General features: G+C 72.3%; 20 protein-coding genes and 1 pseudogene. 11 read left to right on the forward strand and 10 right to left on the reverse strand.

What is annotated here, in order from left to right; genetic code table 11:
* Positions 1-124: 124 nt before the first annotated feature.
* The 3 genes from SM793_RS00005 to SM793_RS00015 are packed head-to-tail and all read right to left on the reverse strand — an operon-like array spanning position 125 to position 3,426.
* Positions 125-361 (reverse strand): hypothetical protein, encoded by a 237-nt coding sequence (locus SM793_RS00005; RefSeq protein WP_320435844.1) that lies wholly within the window; start codon positions 359-361, stop codon positions 125-127.
* 40 nt (positions 362-401) lie between these two features.
* Positions 402-3,035: an HAD-IC family P-type ATPase gene (locus tag SM793_RS00010; protein ID WP_320435845.1), complete on the reverse strand. Its 2,634-nt coding sequence runs from the start codon at positions 3,033-3,035 to the stop codon at positions 402-404.
* Between the two features lie 52 nt (positions 3,036-3,087).
* On the reverse strand, positions 3,088-3,426 hold the full coding sequence (locus SM793_RS00015) for a DUF2530 domain-containing protein (RefSeq protein WP_320435846.1): 339 nt from the start codon (positions 3,424-3,426) through the stop codon (positions 3,088-3,090).
* 257 nt (positions 3,427-3,683) lie between these two features.
* Here SM793_RS00015 and SM793_RS00020 point away from each other — a divergent pair, with 257 nt between their 5' ends.
* Positions 3,684-5,147 (forward strand): NCS2 family permease, encoded by a 1,464-nt coding sequence (locus SM793_RS00020; RefSeq protein ID WP_320435847.1) that lies wholly within the window; start codon positions 3,684-3,686, stop codon positions 5,145-5,147.
* Between the two features lie 336 nt (positions 5,148-5,483).
* Here SM793_RS00020 and SM793_RS00025 read toward each other — a convergent pair whose 3' ends face one another.
* The gene (locus SM793_RS00025) at positions 5,484-5,642 is read right to left on the reverse strand and encodes a hypothetical protein (protein WP_320435848.1); all 159 of its coding nucleotides are present in this window, start codon (positions 5,640-5,642) and stop codon (positions 5,484-5,486) included.
* A gap of 119 nt (positions 5,643-5,761) precedes the next feature.
* The gene (locus tag SM793_RS00030) at positions 5,762-6,139 is read right to left on the reverse strand and encodes a hypothetical protein (protein WP_320435849.1); all 378 of its coding nucleotides are present in this window, start codon (positions 6,137-6,139) and stop codon (positions 5,762-5,764) included.
* 160 nt (positions 6,140-6,299) lie between these two features.
* Between SM793_RS00030 and SM793_RS00035 the strand changes: the two genes are divergently transcribed.
* Entirely contained in the window at positions 6,300-7,286 is a 987-nt protein-coding gene (locus tag SM793_RS00035; protein WP_320435850.1) for a LuxR C-terminal-related transcriptional regulator, read from the forward strand.
* Positions 7,287-7,319: 33 nt separating this feature from the next.
* On the opposite strand, the gene SM793_RS00040 is transcribed toward SM793_RS00035, so the two are convergent.
* From SM793_RS00040 to SM793_RS00055, 4 genes and pseudogenes are all read right to left on the reverse strand, one after another.
* A complete protein-coding gene (locus tag SM793_RS00040) occupies positions 7,320-7,805 on the reverse strand; it encodes a SitI3 family protein (RefSeq protein ID WP_320435851.1) in 486 nt (161 codons plus the stop codon).
* A 24-nt stretch (positions 7,806-7,829) separates the two neighbouring features.
* Positions 7,830-8,177 (reverse strand): annotated as a pseudogene (locus SM793_RS00045) (putative T7SS-secreted protein); the annotation flags it as partial.
* Between the two features lie 95 nt (positions 8,178-8,272).
* Positions 8,273-8,599, reverse strand: coding sequence for a hypothetical protein (locus SM793_RS00050; protein ID WP_320435853.1), 327 nt, complete (start codon positions 8,597-8,599; stop codon positions 8,273-8,275).
* A 311-nt stretch (positions 8,600-8,910) separates the two neighbouring features.
* Positions 8,911-9,354, reverse strand: a complete 444-nt coding sequence (locus SM793_RS00055) for a VOC family protein (protein WP_320436063.1) — start codon at positions 9,352-9,354, stop codon at positions 8,911-8,913.
* A gap of 124 nt (positions 9,355-9,478) precedes the next feature.
* Here SM793_RS00055 and SM793_RS00060 point away from each other — a divergent pair, with 124 nt between their 5' ends.
* The gene (locus SM793_RS00060) at positions 9,479-10,402 is read left to right on the forward strand and encodes a DUF4231 domain-containing protein (protein WP_320435854.1); all 924 of its coding nucleotides are present in this window, start codon (positions 9,479-9,481) and stop codon (positions 10,400-10,402) included.
* Positions 10,403-10,467: 65 nt separating this feature from the next.
* On the opposite strand, the gene SM793_RS00065 is transcribed toward SM793_RS00060, so the two are convergent.
* A complete protein-coding gene (locus tag SM793_RS00065; RefSeq protein WP_320435855.1) occupies positions 10,468-10,875 on the reverse strand; it encodes a VOC family protein in 408 nt (135 codons plus the stop codon).
* Between the two features lie 237 nt (positions 10,876-11,112).
* Here SM793_RS00065 and SM793_RS00070 point away from each other — a divergent pair, with 237 nt between their 5' ends.
* The 8 genes from SM793_RS00070 to SM793_RS00105 all read left to right on the forward strand — a co-directional run bounded on the left by SM793_RS00070 (position 11,113) and on the right by SM793_RS00105 (position 18,940).
* A complete protein-coding gene (locus tag SM793_RS00070) occupies positions 11,113-11,829 on the forward strand; it encodes a WXG100 family type VII secretion target (protein WP_320435856.1) in 717 nt (238 codons plus the stop codon).
* Positions 11,826-12,797 (forward strand): nucleic acid/nucleotide deaminase domain-containing protein, encoded by a 972-nt coding sequence (locus tag SM793_RS00075; protein WP_320435857.1) that lies wholly within the window; start codon positions 11,826-11,828, stop codon positions 12,795-12,797. The genes SM793_RS00070 and SM793_RS00075 overlap by 4 nt, the downstream gene beginning before the upstream one ends.
* Before the next feature lie 25 nt (positions 12,798-12,822).
* Entirely contained in the window at positions 12,823-13,374 is a 552-nt protein-coding gene (locus SM793_RS00080; RefSeq protein ID WP_320435858.1) for an SUKH-4 family immunity protein, read from the forward strand.
* Between the two features lie 14 nt (positions 13,375-13,388).
* On the forward strand, positions 13,389-13,952 hold the full coding sequence (locus tag SM793_RS00085; protein WP_320435859.1) for an SUKH-4 family immunity protein: 564 nt from the start codon (positions 13,389-13,391) through the stop codon (positions 13,950-13,952).
* A 16-nt stretch (positions 13,953-13,968) separates the two neighbouring features.
* On the forward strand, positions 13,969-14,817 hold the full coding sequence (locus SM793_RS00090) for a nucleic acid/nucleotide deaminase domain-containing protein (RefSeq protein ID WP_320435860.1): 849 nt from the start codon (positions 13,969-13,971) through the stop codon (positions 14,815-14,817).
* Between the two features lie 79 nt (positions 14,818-14,896).
* Complete coding sequence (locus SM793_RS00095; RefSeq protein WP_320435861.1) at positions 14,897-16,657, forward strand: hypothetical protein; 1,761 nt, start codon at positions 14,897-14,899, stop codon at positions 16,655-16,657.
* A 183-nt stretch (positions 16,658-16,840) separates the two neighbouring features.
* A complete protein-coding gene (locus tag SM793_RS00100) occupies positions 16,841-17,275 on the forward strand; it encodes a MarR family winged helix-turn-helix transcriptional regulator (protein ID WP_030393578.1) in 435 nt (144 codons plus the stop codon).
* Between the two features lie 120 nt (positions 17,276-17,395).
* The gene (locus SM793_RS00105) at positions 17,396-18,940 is read left to right on the forward strand and encodes an MFS transporter (protein ID WP_320435862.1); all 1,545 of its coding nucleotides are present in this window, start codon (positions 17,396-17,398) and stop codon (positions 18,938-18,940) included.
* The last annotated feature ends 109 nt before the right edge of the window (positions 18,941-19,049 follow it).

Consider the following 19,049-nt stretch of genomic DNA (forward strand, 5'->3'; position numbering starts at 1 on the left):
GGGTGGCGGGGGCGCCGGGGCCGGACGCGCCGGCGGGGGCGCGTCCGGCTCCGGCCCGTTCGGTTCCAGCGTGTCCGGCCCTCGCCCGCCAGGTGTCCGCGTCCGCGCGTCCGGATCCCGCCGGTCAGGAACGGGAGCCGGAACGGGTCCGGCCGCGGGCGATCATCCGCAGGTAGAGCGCGAGCGTGCTCAGCACCCAGGTGGCGGTGAGCACCGCCGCCACCACCTTGGTCAGCAGCGGGCCCGCCTCGATGTCCGCGAGCGCACCGGCCGCCACCATCACCCCGGCCAGCAGCCCGGTCACCAGCAGTCCGCCCAGGAAGGCCGCGAAGGCCTCCAGTTCCCCGCCCCTGCGCCCCATCGCGGTACCCCCTGTCGCCCGAACCGCTCCGGTCCGTGGCTCAATCATCGAGCCGGCGCCGCATGACCCGCCAGACCACTTCCAGCACCAACCCGGCGGTCACCGCGATGCCCACCCCGAGCCACGGGTCCCGGGTGCCGGACAGCGAGAGCTGGAAGAAGTCGGACAGCCACGGCACGGTCATCACCAGCGCGAAGCCGCCGCACATGGTGGCGATCAGCAGCACCCGCCACCAGTTGTACGGGCGCGCCACGATCGCCAGCACCCAGATGGCGACCAGGAACAGCGTCAGGGTGGCCACGCTGGTGTCCGACTCGAGGTCGGTGGCGTGGTTGGCCCGGGCCAGCGCGTACGCGGTGAAGGTCGCCGTGCCGGCGATGACGCCGCCCGGGATCGCCAGTCGCAGCACCCGGCGCACGAAGCCGGTGCGGGCGCGCTCGTTGTTGGGCGCGAGCGCGAGGAAGAAGGCCGGCACACCGATGGTCAGGGTGGACAGCACGGTGGAGTGCCGGGGCAGGAACGGGTACGGCGAGTGGGTGAAGATCACCAGCAGCGCCAGCAGCACCGAGTAGACCGTCTTGACCAGGAACAGCCCGGCCACCCGCTCGATGTTGCCGATCACCCGGCGGCCCTCGGCGACCACCGAGGGCATCACCGCGAAGGAGTTGTTCAGCAGCACGATCTGGGCGACCGCCTTGGTCGCGTCGCTGCCGCTGCCCATCGCCACGCCGATGTCCGCGTCCTTGAGCGCCAGCACGTCGTTGACGCCGTCGCCGGTCATCGCCACGGTGTGCCCGCGGGACTGCAGCGCGCCGACCAGTTCGCGCTTCTGCTGCGGGGTGACCCGGCCGAAGACGGTGGTGCGCTCGGCGAGGTCGGCCAGCGCCTCCGGTTCGGCGGGCAGGGTGCGGGCGTCCACCGGGTGGTCGGCGCCGGGCAGTCCGAGGTGGGCGGCGACCGCGCCGACCGAGACGGCCGCGTCGCCGGAGATCACCTTCGCCGCGACCTGCTGGCTCTCGAAGTAGCGCAGGGTGTCGGCGGCGTCCTCGCGCAGCCGCTGCTGGAGCACCACCAGGGCGAGCGGGCGCAGTCCGGCGGCCGGGTCCGGGGCGTCCAGCGGGACGGGCGTGCGACCGAGCAGCAGGACCCGCAGCCCCTGGGCGCCCAGCTCGTCGACCTCGGCCAGCGCCGGGTGGCCGGCCGGCAGCAGGACGTCGGGCGCGCCGAGCAGCCAGCTGGCCTCGCCGCCGCGCGGCTCCAGCAACTGGACGCCGCTCCACTTGCGGGCCGAGGAGAACGGCATCGCCTCGATCACCCGCCAGCCGCCCCGGGCCCCCGGGGCTCCGCGGCCGGCCTCGGGGCTGTCGCCGTCGGCGCCGTCGCCGTCCGGGTACCGGGGGTCCCGGCCGGCGGCGCCCTGACCGGTGGCGTCCCGGCCGTCGCCGTAGGCGTCGATGACGGCCTGCATGGACGCGTTGGGGCGGGCGTCGGCCCCGGCCATCACCGCCAGCGCCTGCTCGACGGTCTCCTTGAGGGTGCCCCGGTCGTCCAGCGCGCCGCGCTCGTCGGTGCCCCCGGCGCCCCTGCCGTCCCCGCCGTCCGTGCCGTCCGCGTCGGCGCCGAGGATCCGCAGGTCCACCAGGTCCATGCCGCCCTCGGTGAGGGTGCCGGTCTTGTCCAGGCAGACGGTGTTCACCCGGGCCAGCCCCTCGATCGCGGGCAGCTCCTGGACCAGGCACTGCTTGCGGCCCAGCCGGACCACCCCGATCGCGAAAGCCACCGAGGTCAGCAGCACCAGGCCCTCGGGCACCATCGGCACGATCCCGGCGATCATCCGGCGGACCGCCTCGCGCCAGTCGCGGCCCTCCACCGCCAGCTGGCTGATGACCAGTCCGACCGCGGTCGGGATCAGCAGCCAGGTGATGAACCGCAGGATGCTGTCGATGCCGCTGCGCAGCTCCGACTTCACCAGCGTGAACCGGCTGGCCTCCTCGGCGAGCTGCGCCGCGTACGCCTCGCGGCCGACCTTGGTGGCGGTGAAGGTGCCCGCGCCGGCCACCACGAAACTGCCGGACATCACCTGGTCGCCGGGCTGCTTGAGGACCGCGTCGGGTTCGCCGGTGAGCAGGGACTCGTCGATCTCCAGACCGTCCGCCTCGGTGACCTCGCCGTCGACGATCACCTTGTCGCCGATGCCCAGCAGCACGGTGTCGTCCAGCACGATCCCGCCGACGGCGATCTGCTGGACCGTGCCGTCCCGGCGGACCTGCGGTCGGGCCTCGCCGATCAGCGCCAGGCTGTCCAGGGTCTTCTTGGCGCGCAGCTCCTGGATGATGCCGATCGCCGTGTTGGCGACGATGACCAGGCCGAAGAGACCGTCCTGGATCGGGCCGACGACCAGGATGATCGCGAACATCACGCCGATGATCGCGTTGAAGCGGGTGAAGACGTTGGCCCGGACGATCTCCTTGGCGGAGCGGCTGGAGCGGACCGGGACGTCGTTGACGTCACCCCGGGCGACCCGTTCGGCCACCTCGGCCGCGGTGAGACCGCCGTGCCGGCCGGGCAGCAGCCCGAGCGGATGGGCGCCGTCGGGGTTCTCCCCGGCGGGCTTGTCCCCGTCGGCCGGGGCCGCGGTCGGCCGGTCCCCGGCGGGCTGCGCAGGCTGCGTCATGGCACCGACTCTACGGGTGCCTTATGTCCGATGCGTGCTACTAAAGGACTATTCAGTCCGACCGGGTGGCCGGGTCCCCGCCGTTCTCCTCCGGAGCCGTCCGCGGCGCCCGGTCCGCCGTCCCCGCGGTGCCCGTCGGCCCCGCCTCGGCCGCCCGGTCGCGGGCGATGGCGTCGCGGCGGGCCCGGCAGTACCAGAGGCCGATCAGGCCGAGGCAGCCGCCGGCCAGGCAGATCCACGGCCAGTTGCCGTGGCCGTGGTCGGAGAGGGTCCCCCAGAAGGGGAGCAGTACGACGAACGCCACGAACCAGAGCGCCGTCCCGCCGCCGACGATCGCGACGTCATTGGCCTCCAGCGGTGGTGGAGAGGGGTGCGGCGGCGTCTTGGGCATGGGCCCTAGGGTACGGTGCGGCGGGCGTTCGATCGATTTCCTGTGCGGACTGTCCGGGGTCGGTCCGGTCTCCTCCCGCCCACGCGCGGAGGTCTACGCGCGAAGATAGCGAACGGGCGATCGCGGAACTCATACTTGTCGTTCCGGTTGGCCGGGGCACGCCCAGGACCTCGTGCTTCGTGCCCGTCCGATCGGATCGCCCGGCCACCGTCGCTCGGGCGGCTTCCCCTCTCCTCCGCCCCCACAGAGGACGCAGCATGCCCGTGGCCCAGCCGACCACCGAGTCGCCCGAGCCCGCCCAGCCCCACGCGCCGAAGCCCCCCGCCGGCGCCCTGGACCGCTACTTCCGGATCGGCGAGCGCGGCTCCACCCTGCCGCGCGAGATCCGCGGCGGCATCGCCACCTTCTTCACCATGGCCTACATCCTGGTGCTGAACCCGATCATCCTCGGCAGCGCCACGGACATGACCGGCGCCCACCTGGACAACACCCAGTTGGTCACCGCCACCGCGCTCACCGCCGGTCTGACCACCCTGCTGATGGGCGTCATCGGCAACGTCCCGATCGGCCTGGCCGCCGGGCTCGGCGTCAACACCATCGTCGCCCTCCAGCTCGCGCCGAAGATGACCTGGGCCGACGCGATGGGCATGGTGGTGCTGGCCGGCTTCGCGATCATGATCCTGGTCGCCACCGGCCTGCGCGAGCGGGTCATGAACGCCGTCCCGCTCGGCCTGCGCAAGGCCATCGCGATCGGCATCGGCCTGTTCATCAGCCTGGTCGGCCTGGTCGACTCCGGTTTCGTCACCCGGATGCCCGACGCCGCCCACACCACCGTGCCGCTCCAGCTCGGCACCGGCGGCCACCTGCTCGGCTGGCCGGTCCTGGTCTTCGTGCTCGGCCTGCTGCTGACGCTGGTCCTGATCGTGCGCAAGGTGCCCGGCGCGATCCTGGTCTCCATCGCGGTGATGACCGTCGCCGCCGTCGTCATCGACAAGCTCGCCGACCTGCCCGACAGCGTCTGGGGCCTGACCGTCCCGGCCTGGCCCGGCAGCCCGGTCGCCCAGCCCGACTTCGGCCTGGTCGGCGAGGCCAGCCTGTTCGGCGGCTTCGAGAAGGTCGGTGTCCTGACCGGCGTGCTCTTCGTCTTCACCGTCCTGATGTCCTGCTTCTTCGACGCGATGGGCACCATCCTCGGCGTGGCCGACGAGGCCCACCTGCTGGACGGGAAGGGCGACCTGCCGGGCATCAACAAGGTGCTGATGATCGACGGCATCGCCACCGCGGCGGGCGGCGCGACCTCCTCCTCCGCGAACACCTGCTTCGTCGAGTCCACCGCGGGTGTCGGCGAGGGGGCCCGCACCGGCTTCGCCTCGATCGTCACCGGCGCCCTCTTCATGGTGGCGCTCTTCTTCTCCCCGCTCGCCAAGATGGTCCCCGCCCAGGCCGCGACCCCTGCCCTGGTCGCCGTCGGCTTCCTGATCCTGGCCAACTCGATCAAGGAGATCGACTGGGCGGACTACACGATCGCGATCCCGGCGTTCCTGACCATCGTGATGATGCCGTTCACCTACAGCATCACCAACGGCATCGGCTTCGGCTTCATCGCCTTCTGCGTCCTGCGCCTCGCCGCCGGCCGTGGCCGCGAGGTGCCGGTCCCGATGTACGCGGTCTCGGCGGTCTTCGCCTTCTACTACCTGATGCCCGCCCTCGGCCTGCTCTGAGGCCGGACGCCGGTCGGTCCCGGGCCCTCTCCGTACTGCGGGGAGGGCCCTCGGCTTTCCGTCCTCCGGGTCCGCGCGGTGGTGAGGGGTGAGGGCGCGGCTGCTGGGGAGCCGGTCGGCGCGGTCGGTGTGGTCGGCGCGGTGGGTGTGGTCGGCGTGTTCGACGATCCGGGCCGGCGGGGTGTTCACGCGCATCGCCTGCGCGGGGCCGGTCCGCAGCGGGTCGTGGCCCGCGTCGATGGAGCGAGGATGGAGCCGAGGATGTGCCCGGTGTGCTCCCGGCCGCCCTCGGTCCGTTCGACCGGGTCCGGGCGGCAGGCGTGGGTGGCGGGCGGGTCAGCCCCAGATGAGGTCCTCGGCCGGGTGGGCGATGGCGGTGATCGGCCGAGCCTCGACACCGGTGGCGTTCTGTGCGGTGGTGGCTGCCAGTCCGGCCAGCGCAACGAGAGCAAGGGTGGCGACCGCGGCGGTCTTGGCGATGGCGGTGCGGAACATGAGTGTGTCCTCTCGGGTACGAATCGGCTGGTCTCCGGAGGCCGCGTCCCGCGGTGGCGCCTCCTCCGGTTGCCGTCCGGGGCCTGGCCCCTTCCGGCAGACACCAGCTTCGTCGCAGCTCAGCCCGGGTGGAAGGCCCGGCCGGTGGACGGAAACGGCCCTGGACCGTTCCGGTCAGGGGAGCCGGAAGCGGCCAGCAGCCGGTCGTAGAACGGGGTGACGAGCGGGACGGCGGCCCGGTCGGCCCACCAGCCCAGGAACTCCGGGAGCGATCCCAGCGCGGTCCGGCAGAACGCCGTCGCGCGGCTCTCGGCCTCGGCGAGCGAGTCGGTGAGGAGGAACAGGCCGAGCACCGGGTCCGGCACGGCGTCGCGGTGGAGTACCAGGTGTTCGACCCGGTCCTCCGGGCGCACCAGGGCCGACAGGAGCTCGCGAGTGTCCGGTGGGAGGGCGGCCTGCGGTGCGGGGTGACGCAGGACGGTGTGCACGAGATACATGGAGTCAAGCGTGCTCAAGCGGGCGATCGGTGTGGAGTGGTTCAACACGGACACTTCAGGCCTCGGCCGGAACCGTCCACCGGGCGCCCTGGTCGGGGGCTCGGAGCGTATGGAAGGATCGCGTGCGCAGCGAACACAATTTCGTCATGGGGGAACGGGCATGCTAACCGCATTGGGGCTGGACGCTGTCGCGGAGTCCGTATACCGGGCGATGCTGGCCCATCCCGGGGACGGCGTGACGACGCTGGCCGATCGCCTGTCCCTGGTCGAGCCGCAGGTCAGGACCGCCCTGGACCATCTGAGTGAGCTGGCTCTGCTGCGGCCCTCCGCGGACCGGCCCGGTTTCCTGCGCGCGGTCTCGCCGGACGTCGGGATGGAGATCCTGATGGCGCGGCAGCAGGCCGAGCTGGCCGCCGCGCAGGCCAGGATCGAGGCCTCCCGTGCGGCGGCGGCGCAGCTCATCGCCGACTACGCCGACCTGCGGCCGGAGGCGAACACGCCGGATGTCGAGCAGTTGGTCGGCCTGGACCGGATTCGGGACCGGCTGAGCCGCTTCTCGAACGAGGCGCGCGAGGAGATCATGACCTTCGCACCGGAGGGCGGCCAGAAGCCCGAGAACATCGAGGCGGCCAAGCCGCTCAACCGCGCCCTGGCCGACCGAGGCGTGCGAATGCGCACCGTCTACCTGGACAGCGTCCGCAACAGCCCGCACACCGTCGATTACGTGAACTGGCTGGCGTCCCTCGGCGGTCAGGTCCGGACCGTGCCCGAGCTGCCGACCCGCATGATCGTCGTCGACCGGGCGACCGCCGTCATCCCGGTGCGCAGCGACGACACCGCAGCCGGCGCCGTCGTGCTGACCGGTCAGGGGATGCTGACCGCGCTGTGCGCGCTGTTCGAGACCGTCTGGGCCGGTGCGCAGTCACTGGGGGCCACCGTCCAGCTCGACCGGAACGGCCTCACGGCCCAGGAGCGCACCGCCGTCGCCCTGCTCGCCGACGGGCACACCGACGACGCCATCGCCAAGCGGCTGGGTGTCTCTCCGCGCACCGCCCGCCGGATCGCCACCGACCTGATGGAGCGGCTGGAGGCCCGCAGCCGCTTCCAGGCCGGGGCCCGCGCCGCCCAGGTCGGCTGGCTGTCGTAGCGGAGCCGCACGGTCGGAGGCAGCGGCGCTCGCTCAGCCCTCCTCGGAGAACTCGTGCGTCTCACGGCGGTACGGCTGCGGGACCGCGGCCAGCCGTGCGGGCGTCCAGAGGTCGTCCCGTTCGTTGAGGCTGAGTTCGCCACCGCGCCGCAGCAGCCAGATGACCTCGTAGTGGTACTGCAGTACTGCGTCACCCGGAAGACGGTCCAGCAGGCCCGACACCAGCCGGACGATGTCGTCCTCCTGCCCGGACAGGTCGTCGGTCTTGTCCAGCCTGAACGCCACCGAGACGGTCGGTGTGACCTTGAGGTCGGTGATCAGCGGATTCCACGGCTTCGGGTCGGCGGCCCGGACCCGGACCCAGGTGCCGAACCTGGTGTCGACACCTTCGGTGAGCAACTGCTCCGGCTGCGCGGCGGAGTCGAACAACCTGAGCCCCTGCGCGATGTCGGTCAGCGCACGGGCCACCTCGGTGACGGGCATCGGCGTGGCCAGATTGAAGCTGTGGGAGATTGACATAGCTGGAAATCCATTCGGCATGTACTAGGGGTAGATGTGCACAATGTTGCCCTGCCTGTCGATCACCACGGCCTCCTCCAGCCCTTCGATCGGCCAGTCATGGAGCTGGGACTTGAGAGCCGGAACGTCCACGGGTGAGTCGGAGAGGTTTACGACGATTCGTCCGGTCTGGCCCTCGCCCTGGGCCCACGCGAGCGCTGATTGATAAGCGGCCAGAGCTGTGGCGGCTTCGTGGAAGGAATCGCCGGCCTCCAGCCATTTCTTCGGCTCACCGTGGAAGGCCGCGCGGAAGGCGTCACCGGCTTTCCCCGACCAGCCGTCGACGGTGTCGATGCGCAGCAGGCCCTCGCCGGTCGAGTGCAAGGTGTCGCCATAGCTCTTGAGCTATGCGGCGGTCGAGGAGATCGAATCGATATTCCCCGGTATGAGTTCCCTCGGGTCGGTGGCCTGTCCGAGGTCCTTCGTCACTACCGCACCCCCGGGTCCTTGCCGTCGGCGGAAGTCACCGTTCCGCCCAGCTGACCGGTGATGTGCCCGTCGATCTCGCGGTAGGCCTTCGCGCTCGCGTTCAGCCGCTGGGAGACCTGGGCGACGTCCTTCGCCAGGTTCTCGACGCCGATCTCCCAGCGTGTGCAGAAGCTTTCGAGGACATCGGCCAGGTGGCTGTGCCCAATTTCTTCCTTCCGGGGGTCGAGATCGCTGACCTTTCTGAATCGGAGCTTCACCAGGGTGCCGGTGATCCCTGACGCTGCTTTCTCCAGGGCGGCGAGGTCCACCTTGAATTCATCGGCCATGATTCCTCCCCGTGCCAGTCGCTGTCCCTGTCGACCGACTATCGGACCGATTGACGCCAGCACGGATGATTCGGCCTTCGGGTGCGAAGACGGGCGAGGTGGCGGAGATCGGTTTCGGCAGGATTCTCCGAAGTGACTTCTGAGGCTGTCGAGGTCAGCGTGGCGTGAATTGGGACACTGCGGCCTCTTGCTCAAGAGGATGGTGACGTCCGCCCTTGGCCCGCTCTGACGCCGCCCGTCGGGCCTTGCCGATCGGCCCTCCCGCCACTGCGGGAGGGCCGATCGTGCTGCTGGCGCCGGGGTGGCGGGTGTCAGTGGACGCAGTACTCGTTGCCCTCCGGGTCCTGCATGACGACCCAGGAGCCGCCCGGTTCGGCGACCTCGCGCTGGGTGGTGGCGCCGAGGGCCTCGAGGTGGGCGACGGTGGCGGCGCGGGCGTCCGGGCCGGGGTGGAGGTCCAGGTGGAGGCGGTTCTTGCCCTGCTTCGGCTCGGGGACGCGCTGGAAGAGGATGCGGCGGCCGAGCCCGGTGCCGGAGGCGGGGTCGTGCGGGTCCTCGGGGTGGCGGACGGCGGCGAGGGTGAGCCAGGCGTGCCGGCCGTCGACCTCGGTGACCAGGTCCGGGGTGATCGCACCGGCGGAGAGCAGGTTGCCGATCAGGGCGCTGTGGTCCTCGACGGTGTAGTCGAGGGCGGCGCCCCAGAAGGCGGCCTGGCGGTGCGGGTCGGCGGCGTCGATGACGAGCTTCCAGTGCATGGGCATGTAACCGGTTATAGGGGTTGCGGAATCGCCGGGGCAAGAGGGGCCGTCAAGAAGCTCGCGGTGTAGCGGAGTTGACCGGGGGCATACTCCGGGCGAGACGGGGGAGGGGAGCGGTTCGATGGTGCGACAGGATCCGCCGACGGGGGTCGAGGACCAGCTGCTGCCGGAGCTGTTCCGGACGGCCGACCGGGCGTCGATCGCGGGACAGCAGGAGACGCTGCGCTGGTACCGGGGACTGATCTCGATGCTGGTGGTCGCGGCGGTCGTCGGTTCGCTGCCCGGGCCGGACGACAAGGGCGCCGCCGACATCACGCCGCTGTTCTCGGTGGTGGCGTTCCTGGTGGCGGGGTACTTCTGGTCCCGGCTGCGCCGGGGCAACCCGCAGGCGCGGTGGTACGAGGCGCGGGCGGCGGCCGAGTCGGTGAAGACGCTGGCCTGGAAGTACTCGGTGCGGGCCCGGCCGTTCGAGGGTGACGCGGAGTCGGCGGAGGTCGACCGGGGCTATCTGCTCCAGCTGGAGGACGTGCTGCGGGCCTTCGAGGACCCGGCGATCGTGCCGCCGGACGCGGTCGCCGAGATCACCCCGGAGATGCGGCGGGTCCGGGCGGAGTCGCTGACCTCGCGCCGCACGCTCTACCTGCGCACCCGGGTGGAGGGGCAGCGGACGTGGTACCGCTCGCGGGCGGAGTCCTGCGAGTCGCAGGCGGTCACCTGGGGGCTTTCCGTCGCGGCGCTGATCATCATCGGTGCGGCGGCGGCCGTCGCGCAGGCGACCGGGGCGCTGCAGGTGCACGTCTTCGGGGCCACCTCGGCGGCGGCCGCGTCGGTGATCGCCTGGACCCAGCTGAAGCAGCTCCGCCCGCTGGCGGCCGCCTACCAGCTGGCGGCGCGGGAACTGGAGAACGTCGGCAACCAGCTGTCCGACCTCGACCTGCGGGGGCCGGAGGCCGAACGGCGCTGGGCCCGGCTGGCCGCCGAGGCGGAGGACGCGGTGTCGCGGGAGCACACCACCTGGCGGGCCAAGCGGGCCTTCCCGCGCTGAGCGGCCCGCCCGTGCGGCAGGCCTTCCGGCGCGGGCCTTCCGGCGCGGGCCTTCCGGCGGCGGGCTCAGGCGTCCAGGGGCGCTAGACCGAACGGGTGGCCGGCCGGGTCGATCAGCACCCTGAGCGTGCGCCCGTGCTGGTATGTGGGCTCGGTCGCGCCCAGGGCCAGCGCGCGGGCGGTGGCCTGCTCCAGGTCGTCGACGTAGAAGTCCAGGTGGAAGTGCTTGCCGCCGTCCGGCTCGACCCATGGTTCCGGCCGGTAGCCGTTGACCCGTCCGAAGCCGAGCGGGCTGCCGCCCTCCGGGTTGTCCAGGATGGCGAACTGCTCGTCCACGTGCCGGGTCTCCCACCCGAGCAGCTCGCCGTAGAAGGCGGCCAGTGCGACCGGGTCGGCACAGTCGATGGTGACCATGGCGAGGCGGGCGAAGCCGGTGTCGGCCTGCTTGGCCTGCTCGGCGGCGACGTCGGTCATGTCTGCTCGGCCCTTCTGCTGAGGGGTGGTGCGGCGCCGGGGGTCCGCGTGGACCGGGCCCCACGATCCAGCATCGCACCGGGAGTCATCGGGGGCGCGGCCAGAGATGTGGGGCGCATCGGTCCGGAACGTTCCGGATCGCTACAGAATCGCCACCTTTCGGGCATCGGCAGCCAATGGTTAGTTGTATAAACTTTTGATCGAATCGAGGGATTGTTTGTTACGGGGGGTTTCTCGATGGCGATCGAACTGCCCGACGATGTCGCGACACTGCTGAACTTCCTCGGCATCCGCTGGCCCGCGGTCAACGAGGACAAGGTCCGCGAATTCGGCGACCACGTCAAGGAGTTCGCGAAGGGCCTCGAAGAGGTCCACGGCGACTCGTCCGCGACGATCCATCAGCTGGGCGGCGCCTACGAGGGCGCGTCCTACCAGGCGCTGGCCGCCAAGTGGGCCCTGATGTCCGACAAGCACTTCAACGAGGTCGTCCAGGCCGCGCACGTGGTGGCGCAGGCGATGGACGTCGCCGCGGACGCGATCGTCGCGATGAAGCTGGAGGCGCTCGGCGAACTCGTCGTCCTGGCCGCCACGTTCGTCGCCGCCCAGGCCGCCGCGGTGGCGACGCTGGGGCTGGCGGAGGTCGGCGCGGTCGCGGCCCAGCAGGCCGCGCGCAAGCTGATGTCCTACCTGGCGCACCAGCTGGAGGAGTACATCGTCGCCCAGGTGGTCGAAGCGGCGATCGACCCGCTGGTCGAGATCGTCTCCGAGGCGGTGGCCGGGCTGGTCTTCGAGGCGGCCGAGGCCGCGGTCAGCGGCGGCTCGGTCGGCGCCGCGTTCAAGATCGACCCGGCCGCCGTGGAGGCCCACGCCCGGGCCCTGCACGAGCAGGCGGAGAAGGTCGCCCAGCACGCCCAGGTCTTCGGCACCCGGGTGTCGGCGGTGAGCTTCGAGTGAGCGACGCCACCGTCAAGGCGCTCCAGAAGGCTGCCCAGAAGGTCGGCAAGACCCTGGCGGACGACATGGGCAAGGCCGCCAAGAAGATGTACAAGCAGGCGGGCGACAACCTCAACAAGACCGCCAAGCACCACAAGGAGAACGACCACCACACCGCCGACGACTTCGACGGCAAGGCCAAGGACAAGGCCGCCGAACCGCCCAAGACGGGCAACGGCGCCGGCGGTGACGGGGCGAAGCCTGCGCCGCGGAAGTACTTCATCCACGACGACGGCCGGGTCCAGGAGATCAAGAACGGCCAGCTCGTCGACGTGAAGGACCCGGACGAGTCGCTCAAGACCATGCTGGACGGGACCAAGGTCAAGGACCCGTCCAAGGAGGAGATCGATAAGCACAACGCGAAGAAGTACAAGAAGTCCGACAAGGACGACGACGGCAACCAGAAGCAGGACGAGAAGGTCGTCAGTCAGAAGATCGACGATCCGACCGAGCTGTCCCGGGCGGTGGAGGAGGCCCGGCGCGCACAGGGGGACTACGGCGGCAAGAACTACGCCTCGCTCCGGTACCGCGACGAGAAGGGCGAGTTCATCCTGGTCGGCCGGAGCGACTACAACCGGAGCCACTCGGAACGCTCGATCGGAAAACCCCTGCTCGGCGGCAGGGAGGGCAATGTCACCGACCTCTACACCGAACGGGCTCCCTGCCAGGCGGGCCCGAACTGCGAACGCTGGCTGGCCAGGCACTTCGAGTCCCAGAACCCGGATCTGAAGGTCACCCACGGTGTCGATTACGACAACAAGGTGCCCACCAAGGACCGCGACTGGGCGCACAAGGCCTATCTGAAGCAGATCGAGCAGGACCACGCCGCGGGTCAGCACGGTGGCACGATGGGCACCAAGGACTTCGACGCGCAGGGGCAGCAGGACAAGGCGGCCTCCGCCGCGAAGAAGAAGGCCAAGGGTCTGTGACGGTCGAGAACGAAGGATGGACGAGGTGCTGGTAGGGATTGAGTGGCCGGTGGTCGTGGAACGGGCCGCACCCGGCGACCTGCTGCGGTTCCGCCCCGACGTGGCGGCGCGGATCTGGCCCGAGGGTGACGGCGCGCGCTTCGTGACCGGGATCGGGATCCCGTTCTCCAACGGGCTCTTCCGGATCCTGGAGGAGTTCGCGGACCGGGACCCGGCCACCCCGGCACACGCCTTCGAGACCTGGGACTCCTCGCCGGTCGACACGCCGCACGGTCGACTGCAGCCGCTGGGCAGCCTCTTCCAGGCGACCGTGTACGTGCACCTCGGCGACGGCACGATCTGGGTCTCGGACCCGGACTCCGAGATCGAGTACGAGCTGATCCACGGGGACGTCTCCTCCCTGAGCTACCTCGTCTACAAGTTCGAGGTCGAGCGTCCGGGCCCCGACGAGCGCCCGGACCCCAACGACTGGGCAGCGGTGGAGGAGATCGTCCAGGAGGGCATGGAGCGCTGGGACCCGCTGCCGTTCAAGAGCCAGTTCTGGGCGATGTTCCTCGACACCTGGGCCACCCTGTGAGCGGGGGCCGGTAGGTGCTGGTGTCGATCGACTGGCACGCGGCAGAGCCGGGCCTGCCGCCGGGGTCGATGCTGCGTTTCCGGTCGGAGGTGGCGGCCGAGCTCTGGGCCGGGGACGCGGATGCCGTGCGGTTCGTGACCGAGGTCGGGGTGCCGTTCTCCAACGGGCTGTTCCGGATCCTGGAGGAACTCGCCGAGCGACGGCCGGAGAATCCGGACTGGGCGTTCGCCCGGCCGTTGACCGACGCGCTGGTGGAGACGGAGCACGGGCGGCTGCGGCAGCTGGGCGAGCTGTACGGGGGGTTCGTCTTCCTCAACCTCGACGACGGGACGATCTGGGTCTGCGACCCGGACGCCGACGAGGAGTACGAGCTGATCCACCGGGACATCTCGTCGCTGTCCTACCTGGTGTACAAGATCGAGGTGGAGAAGCCGTCGCCCGACGAGCGGCCGACGCCCTACGACTGGGCCAACGCCGAGGAGTGCGTCCGGGAGGGCATGGAGCGCTGGGACGAGGTGCCGTTCGGGGACGACACGCGGTTCTGGGAGGCTTTCATGGACTCCTACCACATGACATGAGAGGGCCGGTTCGAACGTGAACGCGGACAGGGACGACGAGCTGGCGGCGGCGCTGTCGGCGCACTTCGGGCCGCGCGGGTTGCGGGCCCTGCCGATCGCGCCCGCCGGGCCGTTGCGGCATCCGGGGCTTCCGCTGCAGGTCGGGCCGTACTTCCGGGCGGCGGAGGAGGACGATCCGATGTCGGTGGGGGAGTGCGCCGCGGCGGTCGGGGCGGACGCCGGGCCGGTGGCGGCGCAGTTGCGGATCGGGACGGACGGTGGGGCCGAGCTGTACTTCGCGCCGGACCGGTCGGTCCGGGCGGTGCTGCTGGGGGCCGAGCCGCTGGACCTGCCGGTGAGCAGCAGCGTGGCGGCGTTCGCGGCGGGCCTGCTGCTGCTCGACCGGCTGCTGCCGGCGGTCGCCGAGGTGGAGCGGCCGGACCTGGCGCTGGCCGCCTACCGGGAGCTGCGGCAGGGGCTGCTGGCCGCGGACCCGACCTCCCTCGACGACCGTGAGGGCTGGTGGCCGCGGGTGCTGGACGATCTTCGGCGGCCGTTGAACATCGACTCCTCGGCGGCCTTCGAGGTGGTCGACCAGCACGGCGTGAAGCGGATCGAGACGGAGGTGGGCGGCTCCGGCCTGCTGCACCCCGAGGAGGCGCTCTGGCACCGGTTGCGGGCCGAGGGCGTGGAGGCCGAGCAGGTCGTCCGGGTGTACTGCGAGTTGGAGCCGTGCATGATGCCCGGCCACTACTGCGCGCGCTGGCTGGCGCGGGAGTTCCCGCAGGCCGAGTTCACGCACAGCTTCGACTACGGCGACACGGCCGAGTCCCGGGAGAGCGGGATCAAGGCACTGATGATCAGCGTGGCCGAGCGGCGCGCCTGAGTCGAGTACGGCAGGCCGGGGCACGGCTGGGCGGGACGCAGGGCACGGGGCACGGGGCGCAGGGAGAGGGAAGCGGGCGATGGCGGGGAGCGGGCGGCGGATGCCGCGGCTGGAGGCGGGCCGCAGGCCGGCCGGGCTGGCGTTGCTGGGCTGGCTGGACGATCCGCGGGCGCCGCGGCTGTGCCGGGTGGCGGGTCCGCCCGGGTCCGGCAAGTCGCACCTGCTGGCCTGGCTGGTGCGCGGCTGCACCGGGGCCGACGCTCCGGGCGGGCGGCGGATCCATGCCGTGCTGCCCGCCGCCGGTGCCACCGTGCGGACCGCCGTCTGGTCGCTGGGGCACCAGCTCGACCTGGTCGCGCACGCCCCTGGCCCGCTGCTCGGGGCGATCGCGGCGGACGGACGGCCGACCGTGGTCTGTGTGCCCGAGCTGGACCTGGCCGAGGATCCGGCCGCCCTGGTGACCGAGCTGCTCGACCCGTTGCTCCGGCTGCCCGGGGTGCGGCTGGTGATCGGGGCGGCGACGGACGGCCCGGCCGCCCGGGCGTTCACCGCCGTGCCCGCGCCGGCCGTGCTGGACCTCGGCGAGCCGCAGTGGACGGACGCCGCGCGGTTCGCCTCCTGGGCGGTGGAGCAGGGCGGCGACCCGGCCGCCTATCCGCTGCCCGGGCCGGTCCTCGGGGCGCCCGCCGCCCCGCCCGCCCCGGTGCCGCCGCCCGGGACGGAGCTCCGCTCGCTCGGCGAGGAGGCCCTGTCGGCGCTCTGGACGACGGTGGCGGCGGACCCCGGCCCGCTGGCCGCCGATCCGCTGCTCTACGCGCTCGCCCGCCCGGTCCCGGTGACGGCGGCGGTCGAGCGGCGGGACGACGCGCTGGCCAGGGCCTGGCGGGCCGCCGGACCGGCGGTGATCGAGGAGCCGGACCCGGCGGTGCGGGCGGCGGTGCTGCGTACCCGGCTGCTGGGCGGGGACACCGTCGCCGCGGCGGCCGCGGCCGTGCTGGCGCAGCTGCCAGGGCCCTGGGCCGGGCGCTGGGCCCGCTGGGAGGGCGTCGACCGGGACTGGCCGGGACCGGCGGTGGCGCTCACGGCCGGGGCGGGGCCCTACGCGGGGCAGGTGCTGGTGGCCGACCCGACGGGTTCGGTGCGGACCTTCGACGCCGCCACCGGCCGTCGCCTGGGCGCGGTGGTGGTGCCCGCGCCGCGCCCGTTGCGGGGGCTGGCGGTGACGGCGGGCGGTTCCGCGGTGCTGCTCGACGCCTGGGGGCGGCCGGAGCTGGTGGTGCCGGCCGAGCCCCGGCCCGGCCTGGAGCCGTACGGGCTGATGGCGGCGCTGGACGCGGTGGGCGCGGCCTCCGGGGACCTGAGCGCGGTGGCGGCGGTCGGCGGGTTGGCGGACTCCGCGCCGGCCCTCGGCGACGCGGCCGGCGCGGTGCACTGGTTCGAGGACGGCAAGGTGGTGAGCGAGCGGCTGCACCACGGGCCGGTGACGGCGCTGGCCGGTACCGCGCTGGGCGGCGGGCCGCTGGCCGATCCGGAGATCCCGCTGCTGGTGAGCGGCGGCTTCGACGGCGCGGTGCGGCTCTGGGGGCCGCGTTCGGCGCCCATGCCCGAGGCGTCCGACCGCCGGGGCTGTCCGGTGACGGCGGTGGCGGCCGGGGCGACGGCGGCCGGCCCGGTGGTGGCGGCGGCCTGGTCGGACGGGTTCGTCCGGGTGCGGGACCTGGGGACGGGCGGGGTGGTCGACCTGCGGACCGGCTCGGAGGTGTGGTCACTGGCGCTGGCCGGCACGCTGCTGCTGCTGGGCATGCCGGACGGTCTCGCGGCGGTGGACACCCGGCGCTGACCCGGCAGGCGCTGACCAGGCCCTGAGCCGGCGCTGACCAGGCCCTGAGCCGGCGCTGACCCGGCCCGACCTCGCGCGGAACCGGTACGCCGGACCCGCGCGCGTACCCCGTCCGGGAGGCTTTGATGCGGACGAACGGAATCCAATTTTCTTTAGCGAGAGTAATGACGTAGGCTAAACACCATGCCCGAGATGTCCGAGCAGGACCTCGCAGCCATCAGTCAGCTGCGGTCGTCCGCCATGCGCCTCTCCCGTCGACTGCGTCACCAGCGGGTCGAGGAGTCGCTCAGCCCCACCGAGATCGGGGTGCTGGGCACCCTCGCCCGCTGCGGGAAGGCCACACCGGGCGAGCTCGCCCGGAAGGAGCACGTGCAGCCGCCCTCGATGACCAGGATCGTCGCGATGCTGGAGGAGAAGGGCCTGGTGCGGCGGGAGCCGCACCCGGAGGACCGCCGCCAGGTGGTCGTCAGCAGTACCGAGGAGGCCGAGGCGATCCTGGCGGAGTCCCGCAGTCGCCGGAACGCCTGGCTCGCCGAACTCGCCGAGGGTCTCGACGAGGAGGAGTGGGCGAAGCTCCGCGAGGCCGCGCCCGTGCTCTACAAGCTGGCACATCTCTAGGCAGACCCATTCCGGTAGCCGCCGGGGACGAAGGAGGAACGCATTACCGCAGGACCGAGGACAGACACCAGGAGCGCGACGGCCGGAGCACCGGCTGCCGCGCCGCGAGGGGAGACCACTGTGACACCGCCGGCCGCCGCCACCGCAGCCGCCACCCGTATCCGGACCGACGAGCAGACCACCGACCCCGCCGCGGCGAGCGCCGCGGCTGCCGACGCCCAGGCACCCGCCCCGACGGGGCTGCCGGGCAACGGCGACGACGACCCCGACGAACGCACCGCGGCGGACGACCCCGCCGCTCCCGGCCGCAGCCGCGCGGCCACGTCCCCGAGGACGGCGGAATCGCCGGCCGGAGCCCGGTTCACCCGGCCCGGGGGGATGTTCAGCTCACTGAGCGTTCGCAACTACCGCTACTACTTCGCCGGCCAGGTGGTGTCCAACACCGGGACCTGGATGCAGCGCATCGCCCAGGACTGGCTGGTCCTGAGCCTCACCGGCAGCCCGCTCGCGGTCGGCATCACCACCGCGATGCAGTTCCTGCCGATGCTGCTGCTCGGCCTCTACGGCGGAGTGCTCGCCGACCGGCTGCCCAAGCGCAAGCTGTTGATCGGCACCCAGGGCGCGATGGGCCTGCTGGCCGCCGGACTCGCCGTGCTGACCGTGGCCGGTGTCGCGACCCCGTACTACGTCTACGCCTTCGCCCTGCTGCTCGGCCTGGTCACCGTGGTCGACAACCCGGCCCGGCAGGCCTTCGTCTCCGAGATGGTCGGCCCGAAGCACCTCGCCAACGCGGTCAGCCTGAACGCCGCCAACTTCCAGACCGCCCGGCTGGTCGGCCCCGCCGTCGCGGGCCTGCTGATCGCCGCGGTCGGCAGCGGCTGGGCGTTCGCGGTGAACGCGCTGTCCTTCGCCGCCGTCATCGGCGGACTGCTCGCCATGCGCGAGAGCGAACTGCGCCCGACCGAGCCGATCGCCCGGGAGAAGGGGCAGTTGCGGGAGGGGCTGCGCTACGTCAAGGAGCGGCCGGAGCTGTTCTGGCCGATGGTGCTGGCCGGCTTCATCGGCACCTTCGGCTTCAACTTCCCGACCCTGCTGTCCGGTTTCGCCACGGACTTCCACGTCGGCGCCGGGCAGTACGGCCTGCTGAACACCGCGATGGCGGTCGGTTCGCTGGCCGGGGCCCTGATCGCGGCCCGCCGGGGCGCGCCCAGGCTGCGCAGACTCGTCGGCGCCGCCCTCGGCTTCGGCGCGCTGGAGGTGCTGGCGGCGTTCGCGCCCGACTACTGGACCTTCGCGCTGCTGCTCATCCTGATCGGGGTGTTCGGGCTGAGCTTCAACACCTCGGTCAACGCCGCCCTGCAGCTGGGCACCGAGCCCGCGATGCGCGGCCGGGTGATGGGCCTGCTGGTGCTGGTCTTCACCGGCGGCACGCCGATCGGGGCGCCGATCGTGGGCTGGGTCACCGCCTCGTACGGGCCCCGGCTCGGGCTGCTGGCCTGCGGCCTGGTGTCGGCGCTGGCGGCCACCGTGGTCGGTCTGGTGCTGGCCCGCAGCGCGGAGCTGCGGCTGCGGCTGGACCTGCACCCGGGGCGCGGCGGCCGCATCGTCGCCCTGGTGCCGCGGCCGACGGTCGGCGCCAAGCCGGAACTGGCCACTGCCTGCTGACAGTGGAACAGGTCTGCCGACAGTAGGTCGGCCCCGTTGACAGCGGGTCGGCCCCGGAGCGCAGGACTGCGCTCCGGGGCCGACGGCCGGTCGGAGCCGGATCGGGCAC

Source organism: Kitasatospora purpeofusca (assembly GCF_034043715.1).
Lineage (GTDB): Bacteria > Actinomycetota > Actinomycetes > Streptomycetales > Streptomycetaceae > Kitasatospora > Kitasatospora purpeofusca_A.

What these genes read in the sequence shown, in the direction of transcription:
- SM793_RS00005 (WP_320435844.1), bottom strand. Translation starts at nt 361, where the DNA reads ATGGGGCGCAGGGGCGGGGAACTGGAGGCCTTCGCGGCCTTCCTGGGC.
- SM793_RS00010 (WP_320435845.1), bottom strand. Translation starts at nt 3,035, where the DNA reads ATGACGCAGCCTGCGCAGCCCGCCGGGGACCGGCCGACCGCGGCCCCG.
- SM793_RS00015 (WP_320435846.1), bottom strand. Translation starts at nt 3,426, where the DNA reads ATGCCCAAGACGCCGCCGCACCCCTCTCCACCACCGCTGGAGGCCAAT.
- SM793_RS00020 (WP_320435847.1), top strand. Translation starts at nt 3,684, where the DNA reads ATGCCCGTGGCCCAGCCGACCACCGAGTCGCCCGAGCCCGCCCAGCCC.
- SM793_RS00025 (WP_320435848.1), bottom strand. Translation starts at nt 5,642, where the DNA reads ATGTTCCGCACCGCCATCGCCAAGACCGCCGCGGTCGCCACCCTTGCT.
- SM793_RS00030 (WP_320435849.1), bottom strand. Translation starts at nt 6,139, where the DNA reads ATGTATCTCGTGCACACCGTCCTGCGTCACCCCGCACCGCAGGCCGCC.
- SM793_RS00035 (WP_320435850.1), top strand. Translation starts at nt 6,300, where the DNA reads ATGCTAACCGCATTGGGGCTGGACGCTGTCGCGGAGTCCGTATACCGG.
- SM793_RS00040 (WP_320435851.1), bottom strand. Translation starts at nt 7,805, where the DNA reads ATGTCAATCTCCCACAGCTTCAATCTGGCCACGCCGATGCCCGTCACC.
- SM793_RS00050 (WP_320435853.1), bottom strand. Translation starts at nt 8,599, where the DNA reads ATGGCCGATGAATTCAAGGTGGACCTCGCCGCCCTGGAGAAAGCAGCG.
- SM793_RS00055 (WP_320436063.1), bottom strand. Translation starts at nt 9,354, where the DNA reads ATGCACTGGAAGCTCGTCATCGACGCCGCCGACCCGCACCGCCAGGCC.
- SM793_RS00060 (WP_320435854.1), top strand. Translation starts at nt 9,479, where the DNA reads ATGGTGCGACAGGATCCGCCGACGGGGGTCGAGGACCAGCTGCTGCCG.
- SM793_RS00065 (WP_320435855.1), bottom strand. Translation starts at nt 10,875, where the DNA reads ATGACCGACGTCGCCGCCGAGCAGGCCAAGCAGGCCGACACCGGCTTC.
- SM793_RS00070 (WP_320435856.1), top strand. Translation starts at nt 11,113, where the DNA reads ATGGCGATCGAACTGCCCGACGATGTCGCGACACTGCTGAACTTCCTC.
- SM793_RS00095 (WP_320435861.1), top strand. Translation starts at nt 14,897, where the DNA reads ATGGCGGGGAGCGGGCGGCGGATGCCGCGGCTGGAGGCGGGCCGCAGG.
- SM793_RS00100 (WP_030393578.1), top strand. Translation starts at nt 16,841, where the DNA reads ATGCCCGAGATGTCCGAGCAGGACCTCGCAGCCATCAGTCAGCTGCGG.